We start from the raw sequence: 14,132 nt of genomic DNA, 5'->3' as shown, positions 1-14,132 counted from the left end.
GACAGGGTATAATGATTTTTTTCAATTGCGCCTGCCATGGCCCCGAGCCGGGGAGGGTGCTGCGGCTGGATTTTTTCTTGAGCCGATGGAGCATGTAAGTTGACACATCGGTTGACATGGTTTGAACCGAGGCGCGCCGACGGGCAATTGAGGGAATTCTTCATTGCCGCACTTCTGGATATAGGTGCAAGCCTGACGCTTCAGGATGCCGACGGACACTATATCTGCATCACCTCACTGCCGCCGCGCTGGCCGCTGGCGGCAGGCGAGGAGCCCAGCGACGATTCGATTTTCGGCCCGGAAATCGGTGCGCAGCTGCGTGCGCTGAAGGCGGGCCTCAAAAATCCCGGTGACGGCGCCAATCTGGAGGTCGAGCCCGGAGACGACACCGTCTTCGAGTTTCGCTGCCGGATGATTCGCATGTCCGCAGACTATGTGTGCCTGATGACCGTGCTGGTGGATCGTACCGAGGAAAGACGCCGTGAAAGGCTGCTTCGCGCCTTGCTGCGCGAAGTCAGCCATCGCTCGAAAAACCTTCTGGCGATTATCCAGAGCATCGCCTTCCAAACCGCGCGCTATTCCGGCACGCTGGATTATTTCCTCTCCAAGTTCCGGGGAAGGCTTCATGCGCTTTCCACCTCTCAGGATCTGGTGACGGACAGCAGCTGGCGAGGGGCCTATTTTCGCGATCTCGTGCGCCAGCAGCTTGAGAAATATGTGCCGGAAACCGCAAATCTTGTGCGGATAAAGGGTGAGAACGTGCTTCTCAGCCCGAATGCCGCGCTGCATATTGGCCTCGCCCTGCATGAGCTCGTGGTCAATGCCGTCAGCCATGGCGATTTCATTGGCACGCGCTCGATCATCGACATTTCATGCAGCCGCCTGCATGGGCCGGACGGCGAGGAAATCCGCGTGATCTGGGAGGAGCCGCTTGGCCCCTCTTCTGCGCCAGGTGTCGCCGCCACGCGCAATGCCCGCTTTGGCAGCACGGTGCTGGAACGGGTCGTTCCGGCCTCCGTCAATGGCCGGGTTGTGCATAGGCTGGAAGAGGGCGGTGTCCATTACGAGCTGACCTTCCCCGCCGAAATGCATGATTGAGCAAAGGGCAAGGCAGGTTGAGCATCTTTAAAGGGTGATGTGCAATCACCCTTTGGATCACAGGAACCTTGCGGTCAGGGTTTGCGTTTAAAAACCGCCTTGCCCGCGAAGTGTTTTCCGGGGCGGCGTTTCCCTTGCCTTCGGAGGCCCCATGCGTCTGTTTTCTTGCAGCAATTGCCATACCACCCTTCACTTCGACAATAGCCGCTGCCTCTCCTGCCAGTCGCCCGTGGCGCTTGACCCCGAGACCATGGACATGTTGGCTCTGGGCGATGGCGACGTGCCGCTGGTGGATGGAACGCCGCAAGGCGCGCCGCGTAACCTCTGCGCCAATGCCATTCACAATGCCTGCAACTGGCTGGCTGAGGACGGCGAGGAATTCTGTCTTGCCTGTCGCCATAACCTCGTCATTCCAGATCTTTCCGTGCCGGAAAATCTGGAGAACTGGCAGAAGATCGAGGCTGCCAAGCATATGCTTTTCTATTCGCTGCAACGCTTTGGCCTGCCCATGCCGCCGCGCGACGATGCCCATCCCGAGGGTCTGGCGCTTGAATTCCTGTCCGACGATCCAGCCCTGACCAACGGCCAGCCGGTGATGACCGGCCATGACCGTGGACTGATTACGCTCAATATCGCCGAGGCGTCCGATGCCGAGCGGGAAGCCCGGCGGGTGGCGCTTGGCGAACCGTTTCGCACGCTGATTGGCCATTTTCGCCACGAAGTCGGCCATTATTACTGGAATGTGCTGGTGCGCGATGCGGGACGTCTTGAGGAATGCCGGGCGCTTTTCGGCAATGACGAGGAGGATTACGGCGAGGCCCTCAACCGGCATTATCAGCAAGGCCCCGTCGCCGGATGGGAGACAAGCTTCATCAGCGCCTATGCGGCAAGCCACCCCTGGGAGGATTTCGCCGAATGCTGGGCGCATTATTTCCACATGGTCGATGCGCTGGAAACCGCCTATGCCTTCGGGCTGAAGACCAATCCGGATACCGACGAGGACGGGCTGGCGCTGGACGTGAATTTCGACCCCTACCGCGTGCGCAGCGTCAAGACGCTGATCCGAGCATGGGTGCCGCTGACGGTTGCCATCAATGGCATCAACCGCAGCATGGGGCAGCCGGATCTCTATCCCTTCGTGGTGTCAGATCCGGTGGTGGCGAAGCTCGATTTCATTCATCGGCTGATTGCCGGGCGATAAGCGGCGGGTTTCTCCCGTCTGCTCCCTCGCTCCAGCATGGGAAGGTGAAAGGCCTGATTCACCGTCTTCGAAAGAAGGTTCTGTATGCCGCCCAATCCGCCGTATCCGCGGTGCCGAGCAGGAACCACATCAGTGCTGCGGTCTTGATCGAATAAAAGGAGTTGCTGATCAGCATCAGCAGCAGCAGATAAACGACGATCATACTGCGAAATACCCAGGCGGGCGGCTGGCGAAAGGGCGCCAGGATGAACGCCGCCCACAAGCCGATGAAGCCGGGCAGGCCGAAATTGGTGAGCGTATAGGAAATGCCGGAATCGGCGGTGAACATGTCGGTGGCCTTCACCCCCAGGACCACGGAGAGATCAAGCTGGGTGAGAATTGCCGCCGTCACCTTGAGGCGGCCGGATACGTCGTTTGGCCCGCCTTCCGCGCCGATCAAAATCCCATAGGCGGCCACTGCCGCCAGCACGAAAAAGGGGCCGACCAGCCACACCGTTCGCGGGATAAGCCGGTAGACCGGCAGCAAAAGGCCGATTACCACGCAGGTCATGAAGCCGAAACGCGCATCTGCCAGCACAATGCCGGAAAGCGCCAGTGCCATGACCGCAAAACGCCCGCGCATGTCCGGCCGAAACAACGCCCAGGCAAAGGCGATAACGCCGAAATTGCCCGCCGAGACCGGCTCCAGAAACACCGACGACACGCGGTGCTGGCCAAGAAAGGGCAGAAGCGTGCGCGGCTCCGGCCTGAGGCCGGAAATAAACAGGCCGCGGGTCTGGCCATAGACCTCCTTCAGCGTCACCGTGCCGCGGGCGAGATAATAGCCCAGCACGTTGAAGTAATCGAGAAAGGTCTCCGTCAGGAGGTATTCGAACAACGCGATGGCCATGACGATCAGCGCGCTGGCCAGAACCAGCCTGTCGGCGAGCACCGGATTGGCCAGCCGCCGCCCCATGAAGTAGAACGCCACCGGAATGAACACATCGCGCAGGGCTTTCAGGTCGCTGATGCCGCGCAGGGCAAAGATCATCAGCATGTAGCTGACGAACAGCAGCAGCGTGAGATAAACACCCGCCCGCCGGTCAAAGGCCAGCAGAAAGGCCGCGCCCAGCATGGCCATCTCGCCCAGCATGACATGCGTATCGCTGACCGGCATGATGCGCGTGTTGATGAAACACAGCAAGAGATTGAGCAAAAGTCCGCCGATGACCGCGAAACTTGCAAGGCTCGATCCGAAAATATGACCAGCAAAGCCGGAAACCGGCCTTGCGTCCGCACGCCCCTCCATGAAGGCCTGTTCGGCGGAGATGGCCCGACGGCCCGGGTTCATCGCAATGCGGACATGCCCGGAATTCGAGCTGCCTGTTCGCCGCATTATGTGTGCCCGCCTGCGCTGCTGTCCAGAAGAATGCGACCCATCAGCCGGTCGGCGGCGGCGCCAAGGCGGGCCTGCATGTCGGCAAGCGGCGCCTCACTCTCGTCATCGGTAAAAAGCAGGATGAGATCGGCCTGCGGCGCAAGTTCGGCCAGGCATGTTTCCGCTTCGGTGCCGCAGGCGTTGACAAGAATGAAATCCGCATCCAGCCCGACGCCGTTGCGGGCAAGATAGCGGGCAAAGCTTGGGCGGCCATCCGTTTCGCCGGGCGGTATCCGGGCAGGGCCGAAGCGCTCGTATTTCAGCAGGCCGGAGAGGGGAGGCGCGTCTTGTCCCGGCTCCGCTTGCGCTTCGGCCAGGGCGGGATAACGGCCTCTATAGGTGCGGCTGGCAAAATGCCCGGCGGCATAAAGCAGGCTGTGCTCACGGTCTGCCAGCCGCTGGATCACGTCGCCAATAAAGCTCGCGGTCATGGCGGGCCTGCCGCTGGCCAGAAAAACAATGGTCAGGCGCGGGCTTTCTTGCGCGCAGTCCAGCAGAAAGCGACTGATTGTGGCGCTTGCGTGCCGCATTCGCGCTTCGCTGTCTTGCAGGCTGGCGGCCATGTCCCCGGTGCGGCTGGACAAAGGCCTGAGCAGCCAGCCAAACCGCGATCTGGCCGGGGTGGGAGGGGTGCGGGCATCGGCCAGCACCGGAATGATCCGGGCGGTGAGGCGGGAGATGTCATTGCCGGGCGCGGCGGACGAGGGCTGCGTGAAAACAATGTCTGGCTGCGGCTGGCGGCCCGCGCTTGCCAATTCCCGCAATACGGCCAGCACGCTGCCAAGCGCAAGGCCGAAGAGAAGAGCCGCCAGCACGATCATCAATCGCAGCACCGTCACTGATTTGGGCGTCGGCACGGCCTCGGTGATCACGCGGGAATTGTTGATGGCCGTGGTCTGCTGCTGCCCAAGTTCCTCGGCCCGGTTGAGAAAGGCCTTGTAGATGGTGCGGACAGCATCGGCCTCGCTTTCAAGCTGGCGAAGCTTGATCTGTTTTTCCCCGCTGTCGAAACTGCTGCGCGTCAGGCTGTCCAGCCGGTCGGAAAGGGCCTTGGTATTGGCGCTGGCGCGGTCGAAATTGGCCTTCATGGACTGGCGCACGCGGTCCAGCTCCTGCTGGAGGGCGGTGCGCATACTGGCCACCTGCGAATTGATGGCGCGTAGTTGCGGATGGTTGGCGCCGAGATTGGTGGTTGCTTCGGCCTGACGGTCGAGAAGCTGCACATAGCGGTCACGCAGCAGGCCGATGGAGGTGGATTGAACGGCCTCCGGAATGGCGCCCGCCTCTATGGCTTGAAGGGTCAGGTTGCGGGTCTGCTCGTAGATGGCGCGCTGCTGTTCTTCGGCGCCGCGCGCGGCGATGAGCTGGTCGTTGAGGCCGGCAAGCTGCTGGTCGATCACCAGCCCCTTGTCGGCGGTGCTGGCCAGGCCATTGTCGGATTTGAACTGTTCCACCGCCATTTCGGCCTTCAGCACGCGGTCGCGCAATTCGCTTGCCTGCGCCTGAAAGGCGTTGCTGGCGCGGCGGGCGGCATCGTTGCGGGCCTCGTCCACCTGCTTGAGGTAAATGGCGGCAATGCGATTGGCAATGGTGGCCGCGCTCTGGGCAACGGGGTGATCGACGGTGATCGCCATGATGAGAGACTGACCCTGCCGCTCCACCTTCATACGCTTCAAAAGGCCGGCCATGGTGGCGGCCATCACTTCCTCATCGGTCGCGGCGGCACCGGGCTTCGGCTTGTAGAGCGCGGGATCCCTGGTGAGGTCCAGGTCGCGGATGACCTCTCCCAGCACAGCGGAAGACTGCACCACATAGATCTGGCTGTCGATGCTGGCGGGATCGGGCTGGCTTGCGACAACGGCCCGATTATCGGCGGTATCGGCGCTGAGCGCTTTCGGATCCAGCAGGATCTGCGTGTAGGAGCTGAAGCTTGGCTTGAGTGTGGCTGCGAAAAGCAGGGCAGCGCCAAGGCAAAGAAGCGTGCAGAGGGCAAGGATCAGCCATCGTCTTTTCAAAATTCCGGGAATCTGAAAAATATCGATGTCCATGTCTGCCCAGCCGCCTGCGGCGGTTTTCATAGAGCATCCCCAGAGACGTGGAACCCGGCTTTCCGTCTGGAAATGCGTAAAACAAAAAATTGGAGGGCGTCCGGGTTTCAAGCCAACCACGAACGCACTGGCTCATGCCGCACCATGTCACCACATGGTTAACGATAGATAAGCATATGCCGTGTTAATCAAAAATCTTTACCGCATTTGTGCAAGGGCGGGACAGAAGTCGGCCAGAGGCTTTACCGCGTGGGCAAGGCGCTTTAACGAGTACAAGAATATAGAAAAATAAAGCTCATCATGGGTACGGATGGCGGAGCCGGGCATGGATTTCGATAGCATTGGCGCAGCCGGCGCTTCGTTCGGAACCGGCAAAGGCCCGCTGGTGGTGCAGGTCGTGCGGCAATATCTGCCCAATCGCGGCGGTCTGGAAGATGTGGTTCGCAATCTTTCCCGGCAGCTCATTGCGCAGGGTTTCCGGGTTCGCATCGTCACGCTCGACCGGCTGTTTTCCAGCCCCGGCACGGTTTTGCCCGCCCGTGAGGTAATCGAGGGGGCCGAGGTGGTGCGCCTTGCCTGGCGGGGCAGCAGCCGCTATCCGCTGGCCTTTTCGGTTTTCCGGCATTTGAAGGATGCCGATCTCGTGCATGTGCATGGGGTGGATTTCTTTTTCGACGCACTTGCCTGGGGTTGGCTTGCCCATCGCCGGCCCTTGTTTGCCACCACGCATGGTGGCTTTTTCCACACCGATGCTCATGGGCGCATCAAAAAGATCTGGTTCAACACCGTCACGCGCCTTTCAGGCCTTGCCTATCGCAAGCTGATTTGTTGCAGCGTGTCGGACCTCGAACTGTTTCGCCTGATCCATCCGCGCCGGGCCGTTCTGGTGGAAAACGGCGTGGATACGGTGAAATTCGCAGGCCTTGAACGTCGGGAGCCGCAAAGACGCCTTTTGACCATTGGCCGTTTTTCCCGCAACAAGCGGCTGGAATGGCTGCTGGACGTGATGGCCGTACTTGTCGCGCGCCAGCCGGATTGGCGCCTCGACATTGCCGGTGTGCCATCCGACCTGAGTGAGAGCGATCTGCGCGGTTTGATTGCCAATCGTGGCCTCGGCGATCATGTGGTCGTGCATGTGGGGGCAGGCGATGCACATTTGCGCGGGCTGGCCGCCGGGGCCTCGCTCTTCCTGTCGGCCTCCGATTACGAGGGTTTCGGCCTTGTGGCGGTGGAGGCGATGAGCGCCGGTCTCCTGCCGGTGCTGAATGCAAACCAGGCCTATGAGGTTCTGGCTGCCCGCCATGGGGATCTGGTCCTTGCCGATTTCAGCCAGCCGCAGGCGACGGCGGAGCGCGTGGAGCTTGCCTATCAGCGGCTTTGCGCCGAAGGCGGGGAGCTTCAGAACAGGCTTGCGGCAGAGGCTGGCCGCTATTCATGGAAGGGTGTGGCGCGCACCCATATCAGCTTTTATGCGACAGTCTTGAGCAAACGGTTGTTTCCCGGCCTTGATCGGGAGATGGCATGATTGCCGGGCTGGATCCTGTAAAATCCGCAAGGCGGCAGCCTTCTTCAGCTTTTAGAGCCGAGCCTTCGCCAGCCCGTCCAGCCGCGCCAGATGCCGCAGGCCCAGGCGCGCTTATAGCGGGCTTCGGCAAGGTCGCCCCTGGCCAGCGCAAGCACCATGCCCGCCAGCGGGCGCAGCAGCCGGTAGGCAAGATGGCCTGGGGAAAAGCCATGTTTGCGAAGCAAAGCACCAAAGCCTGCCCCGTATTTGGCGGCGCGCTCGATGCGTCGGGGATTGTTGGCCGCCACCACCTGATCGTGATGAACGATGAGATGGGGATGGTAGCCAAGCGTGGCGCCGCTTGCGATGGCGCGCAGCAGAAGATCGGCTTCCTCCCCGCTCTGGAAGGGCGTGGACGCCCCAACGCCCAGCCGCTCATCGAAGCCTCCCAGTGTTTCGATCAGCGAGCGGCGCAGGAAAATGCCGTTGGAATTGCCGCAGGAAAGGTAGTTGCGCCGGGTGATGGCGCAGGCCTCTTGTCCCGTCGGGCTGACGGAGGGCAGGCCATCGGCATCCAGCGTGCGGCCCGTGGCGATGCCGAGCGCCGGATCGGCCTCGAAAATGGCGCTGGCAAGCGTCAACGTATCGGGCCGGTACCAGCAATCGTCGTCGGGAAAGGCGATCAGGGGCTGGCTTGCCGAGGCAATGCCCGTGTTGCGCGCCCGCGAAAGGCCGCGTGGCGAACGGATGTGGCGAATGGCAAAGCGGTCCTGATGGGCGCTGACCAGCGGCACAAGCCGGTCATCCTCGTTCTGATCGACGAGAATAACTTCGAAATGCGTAAAATCCTGAGTGGCCAGCGAGCGGAAAAGCCGCGCCAGATGGTCGGTGCGATCGACGCTGCAAACAATCAGGCTGAACACGGCGCACCCCTTCCGTTTCCCTTGCATGGTCAAACCGGGATAAGCCACGGGCGCTACGGAAGTGTTAAAGCCGCTGATATATCCATAGCCAAAGCCTGAACCTGACAGGGATCGTTGATGAAAACCGGCATTCTTGCCAATTCCGCCTTCAATGCCGCAGCCGGGCTCACCCTGCTTGCCACCGGCTTTGCCTCCTCCATTTTCGCCGCGCGCCTGCTGGGGCCGGAAGCCAATGGCGTCATTGCCTTTTCCGTCTGGCTGGCAGGCACTGCCGCGCTGGTGGCAGAGCTTGGAACGGGCATTCTGCTGCTGCGCATTCTGCCGCAACTGCGCGCGCAAGGCTATGGTGACGGCGAGCGGCGTGGCTTTGCCGCCTATCTTCTCTGGCCGGTGGTGGGGGCGACCTTGTTGCTGCTCCTGCTCTATGTCCTGTTCTTCTGGATCGCGGAGCGGGAGCATTGGGCGCAAACCGCCCCGTCCGTCATTGTCGTGACGGGGGTGCTGTTCGTGGTGCAATCCATCGGCATGTTCACCAAGAACTACCTGATCGGCGAGCAGAAGGTGCCGGTTTTCTTTCGTCTCACGCTGACGGCCGGCTGCCTGCAAGTGGCGGGCGTGGTGGGGGGAGCGCTCGCCTTCGGCATTCCCGGCGCCCTTGCGGGCTATGTGCTGGCCTATGTCTCGCAGTTCACCTTCGCGCTTTCGCTGCTGCGCCAGGCGCCCGACAGTTGCGGCATCGGGCTTTCCTATCTGGTCACGTCCTCCTTCGTGCTGTCGCTGGAATTCATCGTCGATTCCGTTTTCCTGAACCGGATCGAGCTTTTCTTTCTCCAGCGCTATCAGGGGGTGGAAGAGGTTGGATATTATGCGGTGGCCTTCTCGCTGAGCAATCTGGCGCTGCAATTGCCCATTCAGCTTTCTGGCAGTCTCGTGCCTTATTATTCCGAAAAGCTGGAGGCGCAGAAACAGGGCCACCTGCCGGTGGAGCTTTTTGCAAGCGTGGTCCGCAGCCTTGCCTATTTCACCCTTCCCATGAGCCTTGGCCTTGCGGCGATTGCGCCGCAACTCGTCACGACGGTCTTTGGCAATGCCTTTCAGGAAAGCGGCTCCATGCTGGTGTTTCTGGCGTTGAGCGTCCCGGCAGCCGTTGCAAGCCAGGTGGCCACGCAATATCTCTTTGCCATCGACAAGGTCCGGGAGCGTCTTTACGTGGGGCTTGGCGGGGCGGCCATCATGGTGGTGGGCGATATTGCGCTGGTGCCGCATTTTGCCGGGGAGGGCGCAGCCTTTGTGCGCATCATCGTCTTTACCGTGATGAGCCTTGCCATGCTGCGATGGATGAAATTCGAAGGTTCGCTGGCCGGGCTTGGCCTCAGCCTGTTGAAAATCACGGCGGCCTCCATGCTGTGCGCGGCGGCTGCCCTTGGCGTTCTGGGCGGCGTGAGCGGCATAGCCGGTCTGATACTGGCAATTATCTGCGGCGCGCTTGCCTATTTCACGGCGCTCAGGCTGTTGCGCACTGTGCCTGCGGCAGATGCGGCCGTGCTGGATGGCGTGGCGGCGAGGCTGCCTGCCAAAGTTTCAAGGGTGATGAAACTTGCACTTTCGTTACTTTACACATCGCCCCCCGCCCCTTTAGACAGGAACAGGGACGGTTGAATTTCGAAGTGGGATCGATGCAAAATCCTGACGCGCCGGAGCCGGCTTCCACCGGCAGGCAGCAGCCTGCCGGACTGCCCGTGAGCTTTCATGGCAGCTTTGGCCTTTATACCGAGGCGAGAGGGCCTGTGGCGCGGCGGGCCTGTGTGCTGTTTCTCCAGCCATGGGGCTATGAGGAGCAGTGTACGCACAAGTTTTTCCGGTTGATCGCCGATGAACTGGCCGAGAGGGGCATTGCAAGCCTGCGTTTCGATTATCCCGGCACCGGCGATGCCCTGGATCTGCCGCCTGAGGCGGCAAGCCTCGATGTGTGGCGCAATGCCGTGACGGCCGCCTTTGGCGAGCTTTCGCGCCTCACCGGCCATGCGCCGGTTTTTATCATCGGCCACGGCATCGGGGCGTCGATCGGCCTTTCCATGGCCGATGGCTTCGGCGCGGCGCTGGCAGGCATTGCGGTGATGGCGCCGGTGGTTTCCGGCCGCAGCTATCTGCGGGAATTGCAGTTGTGGTCACGGGTGATCGATGACGGCCTGGGCCTGCCGGAACATTTGCGCAGCACCGATGCCGTCTCGATCGGCGGCCATGTGATGGCGCCAGCCATTGCCGCGGGGGTAAAGGCCATGACGGCGGGCGCGCTTTTGCCGCAAATGCCAAGACCTTCGCTTTATCTGGTGCGGGGCGACCGGGCCGCGGACAAGGAACTGGCGGATGCGGCAATTGCCGGCAATCCGCAGGCGGAAGTGGCGGATTATATCGGCTATGATGCCATGGTCGCCAATCCCGCCATGGCGGAAATGCCGCATGAGGCTGGCGAAACCGTGGTGCAGTGGATCGATGCGAAGGCCTCGCAGGACGCAAGAACCGTGCTGGATCCGCAGCAGGAGCCTGCAATTTTGCGCGGCGATGGATTTTGCGAGACTGCGATGCGCTTTGGACCCTCGCAGCGGCTTTACGGCGTGCTGACGGAACCGCTGGGCAAGCGGCGGGGTGCTGCGGCGCTTCTCCTCAATACCGCTTATGACCGGCATTGCGGCTGGGGGCGAAATGGCGTGGCCATGGCGCGAAAGCTTGCGGCGCAGGGCATTGCCTCTTTCCGCTTCGACCCCGCCAATGTGGGCGACAGCCCGCCGGTGCCCGGCGCAGCGCAACAGGTTCTTTATGCAAAAAGCCAGGAAGATGACGTGCTGGCGGCGCTGGACGTGCTGGAAAGCCGCAACCTCCTGCCTGCCATTGCGGTTGGCCGATGCAGCGGCGGCTATCTGGCCTTTCGCAGCCTGATCCGCGACGAGCGGCTGCGGGGCGGCTGCCTTGCCAATCCCTATGTGTTCTATTGGGATCCAGCCCGGCCTGTCGATGCCAGCCTTTCCGTCGTGCCGCGTTCTCTCGATACCTATCGCAAGCTGCTGCTGAGCCCGCAAACGCTGCGGCGGATTTTCGACGGTAGGGTGGATTTGAAGAATGCGATGCGCAATTTCCTGCGGGTCGGAATACAGCGTTTCCTGCTGAAAACCGGCCTTCACCACGTGGTCAGTGCCGAGGCGCGGACCATGCATCGCGATATTCGCCGGGCCTTCGGGCGGCTTGAGGGGCGTGGCGTGCCGCTCTATCTGCTTTACAGCGAAAACGATGTCGGACTGGAACATTTCTATCAGCAATTCGGCGTGGATGGCCGGGGGCTTCAGCGCTATTCAACCGCGAAGCTGGAAATGCTGGAAGGGGTGGATCACAATTTTTCCCCGGCCTGGTCGCGCGAGCGCTACACGCAAAAAGTGGTGGAGCTGGCCCTTGTCTGCAACGAGGTGCCATCCGGAAAGCCGTAGCAAAGGCTTTCAGAAGGAAATCGGCGAAAGGCCGGGGGCTTCCACCGTTCCCTTCGGCCGTCCCGTGGTGCCAGTCAGGCGGATGCGGCGGGGCGTCAGTGGCGCAAGGTGGAAGAAATCGTCTTCCGGCCTGCCATTTTCCAGAGAGATATGGAGAGATTGCTGGAGCCGGTCGGTCTCAAGCTGCAAATGCCAGCCTTGCGGGCCTTCCACAAGCTGAGCCGTGACCTGCGCCGGTGCCGTGGCGGTGGCGCGGCCCTGCGGGAAATGGAAGGCCTGGCTCAGCATGTCTCCCCCTTCCGTCCAAAGGGTCGCTACCGTCACGTCATGGGCGGGTGGGCCGAAGCAATAGGCATAGGTGGTATCGAAAAATGCGCCGAACACATCGGTGGCATGAAGGCTTTGGCCTGTGCGCGGCGCCAGACGCAGTGCGGTTTTTCCCGACAGGACGGGCGTCCGGCCCTCTCGCAGGCAGGCAAGTGTCAGTGTGAGGGCGGCGTTCTCTGGCCCGTCATTGACGACATGGACGTCAAGCCCGTTCAGGCCCTCATCCGTCAGGCTGACGCGGACGGGCTGGAAAGCGCGGCGGGCGGCATACCAGACCGGCTTGGGCAGGCCGGTGGCATCGATCAAACCCCAGCCGGGGCCGGGCAGCAGATCCTGAAAGGTCCAGACCAGCGCGCCATTGCAGCAGGAGCCTGGCCTGCGCCACTCGGCAAAGCAGGCCTCCAGCACTTCGCCGGAGACGGCGCGGGAAAGATGCAGGTATCGCGCCGGATCCTGCCGCCTGAGCCGCGCCGGATTGACGTCGTAAAGCTCCGAAAGATAGTGGTCGCGAATATCCTCGAAATCCCATGACGCGGCACGGTCGCGGGGCACGCGCGCCTTCCAGCGCGGATCATGCACCGGCGGCACGGCAAGGTGCCGGTCAAGCGTCATCTGCTGCGGCACATGTGCAAAAGCCAGGCACTCGGCGGCAAAGCGCAGGCCGGAAAGCCTGGCATCGGTCAACGGGCGGCAATAGGCGCCCACGCCATAATAATGGCTGACGCCCTCGTTGACCGTGAACGGCAGCGGGCCGCCGGAGGGGGAGTTGCCGATATAGGGAACATCGGGACGAAGGCTTGCCGAAAGCGCCGGCAGAATGGATTGCGAAAGTAGTGTTTTGCCCGCAGCGGGCGGCAGCCCCAGCATGGCGGCCTGCTGCTCGCTCTCGCTGCCGCCGCACAAAAGCGTCAGCGATGGCGAGCCCTGAAGGCTCGAGAGCAGGCCGGTGACTTCATTGCGCACATGGGTTGCGAAGGTTTCGTCGGCAACCGGATAATCGTAATTGGCAAACTGGAAATCCTGCCAGACCAGCAGACCCAGCCGGTCGCAGAGCCGGAAGAAATCCGGGCTTTCATAGGCCATGGTGCCCCCGATGCGCAGCATGTTCATGCCCGCCTCCCGCGCCATCATCAGCCATGGGGCATAGTCCTCGGCGCTGCCGGGCAGGCGGGTGATGTTGGCACTGGTCCAGACGGCACCCCGGCAGAAGATTTTCACGCCATTGACGATCAGCGCGAAATCCTTGCCGTCATCGCCACGATCCAGCCGAATGCGGCGAAAGCCGGTGAGGCCGAACGAATGGCGGGTGCCATCAAGGATGAGCGACACATCATGCAGCGCCGGTTCGCCATGGGTGGCGGGCCACCAGGGCTTGACGGCGGGGATGGTGAGACGGGTGGCGTAATGGCCCGCATCATCTGCCGTCAGCGTGACGCTTTCACCTGCCACCGACAGGGTGAGGTCTTGCGCCGGTCCCTTGTAGGTAAAGGCCACGTCGAGAAGGCCGGTGCCGTCTTCATCGAGATCGGCCGTCAGGCGCAGGTTTTCAATGCTATGGGCCGCAGGACGGATCAGGCTGATCGGCCGCCATGGGCCGATGGCGTGAATGGAGGGGCACCAGCCCGGCATATGGCCAAGCAGCGTGGTGCGGACAAGCCGCAGCCCCTGACTGTCCATCATCTGCGGACGCCAGCGGGCACGGGGCCCACGCTTTGAAAGATGCGGAGCAAGCGCGCGGAAGCACAGCGCAAGCTCATCTTCTCCCGTCAGCTCCAGCGAAAGATCATGGGCTTCGAACATGCTTTCAATGGTAAGTTCAAGCTTACCATTAAGCCAGATTTCGGTGATTGTCGCCAGTCCCTCGAAGCGCAGCACGGCCGGGCCGGGCTGCTCGCCCTTCAAGCTGCGGAAATACCAGGCATCCTTGCCCTCCAGCGGCACTGGATGGTGCGGATCGAACAGTCCGGCTTTTGTCAGCGCCTCGGCGACCGTGCCGGGAACGGGGGCGGCAAGCCGTGCGGCGGCGCGGCGGATGGTGTCAGGGCTCTCATGGGCGCCAGCCTCCGTCAGAAGCAGGGTCCAGCCTGCCTCCAGCGGGCGAATATCGGCGTCCAGAAAGAGTGTCATGTGCGTGA

The 14,132-nt window shown here is 62.0% G+C and carries 9 protein-coding genes; 5 read left to right on the top strand and 4 right to left on the bottom strand.

Annotated elements, in window-relative coordinates:
• Positions 1 to 99: 99 nt before the first annotated feature.
• Positions 100 to 1,098 (top strand): sensor histidine kinase, encoded by a 999-nt coding sequence (locus T424_RS0117265; RefSeq protein ID WP_027488840.1) that lies wholly within the window; start codon positions 100 to 102, stop codon positions 1,096 to 1,098.
• 151 nt (positions 1,099 to 1,249) lie between these two features.
• Positions 1,250 to 2,299 (top strand): zinc-binding metallopeptidase family protein, encoded by a 1,050-nt coding sequence (locus T424_RS0117260; RefSeq protein ID WP_027488839.1) that lies wholly within the window; start codon positions 1,250 to 1,252, stop codon positions 2,297 to 2,299.
• Positions 2,300 to 2,357: 58 nt separating this feature from the next.
• Here T424_RS0117260 and T424_RS21385 read toward each other — a convergent pair whose 3' ends face one another.
• Both T424_RS21385 and T424_RS0117250 read right to left on the bottom strand, forming a co-directional pair.
• On the bottom strand, positions 2,358 to 3,629 hold the full coding sequence (locus T424_RS21385) for a UDP-phosphate alpha N-acetylglucosaminyltransferase (RefSeq protein WP_154664970.1): 1,272 nt from the start codon (positions 3,627 to 3,629) through the stop codon (positions 2,358 to 2,360).
• Between the two features lie 44 nt (positions 3,630 to 3,673).
• Positions 3,674 to 5,794 carry a GumC family protein gene (locus tag T424_RS0117250; protein ID WP_027488838.1) on the bottom strand — a complete coding sequence of 707 codons (2,121 nt, stop codon included), beginning with the start codon at positions 5,792 to 5,794 and terminating at the stop codon, positions 3,674 to 3,676.
• Positions 5,795 to 6,089: 295 nt separating this feature from the next.
• Between T424_RS0117250 and T424_RS0117245 the strand changes: the two genes are divergently transcribed.
• Positions 6,090 to 7,289, top strand: coding sequence for a glycosyltransferase family 4 protein (locus tag T424_RS0117245; protein WP_051559171.1), 1,200 nt, complete (start codon positions 6,090 to 6,092; stop codon positions 7,287 to 7,289).
• A gap of 44 nt (positions 7,290 to 7,333) precedes the next feature.
• On the opposite strand, the gene T424_RS0117240 is transcribed toward T424_RS0117245, so the two are convergent.
• Positions 7,334 to 8,191 (bottom strand): glycosyltransferase family 2 protein, encoded by an 858-nt coding sequence (locus T424_RS0117240; protein WP_027488836.1) that lies wholly within the window; start codon positions 8,189 to 8,191, stop codon positions 7,334 to 7,336.
• A gap of 117 nt (positions 8,192 to 8,308) precedes the next feature.
• On the opposite strand from T424_RS0117240, the gene T424_RS21380 reads away from it, so the two are divergent.
• Positions 8,309 to 9,850 carry a lipopolysaccharide biosynthesis protein gene (locus tag T424_RS21380; RefSeq protein WP_037068173.1) on the top strand — a complete coding sequence of 514 codons (1,542 nt, stop codon included), beginning with the start codon at positions 8,309 to 8,311 and terminating at the stop codon, positions 9,848 to 9,850.
• A 17-nt stretch (positions 9,851 to 9,867) separates the two neighbouring features.
• Positions 9,868 to 11,670 (top strand): alpha/beta fold hydrolase, encoded by a 1,803-nt coding sequence (locus T424_RS21375; protein ID WP_037068182.1) that lies wholly within the window; start codon positions 9,868 to 9,870, stop codon positions 11,668 to 11,670.
• A 9-nt stretch (positions 11,671 to 11,679) separates the two neighbouring features.
• On the opposite strand, the gene T424_RS21370 is transcribed toward T424_RS21375, so the two are convergent.
• Positions 11,680 to 14,124, bottom strand: a complete 2,445-nt coding sequence (locus tag T424_RS21370) for a glycoside hydrolase family 2 protein (protein ID WP_051559159.1) — start codon at positions 14,122 to 14,124, stop codon at positions 11,680 to 11,682.
• Between the last annotated feature and the right edge of the window lie 8 nt (positions 14,125 to 14,132).

Origin of the sequence: Allorhizobium undicola ORS 992 = ATCC 700741 (assembly GCF_000621665.1) — a bacterium.
In the GTDB taxonomy this organism is placed as follows: domain Bacteria; phylum Pseudomonadota; class Alphaproteobacteria; order Rhizobiales; family Rhizobiaceae; genus Allorhizobium; species Allorhizobium undicola.
This window is presented reverse-complemented; position numbering and strand designations above follow the sequence as displayed.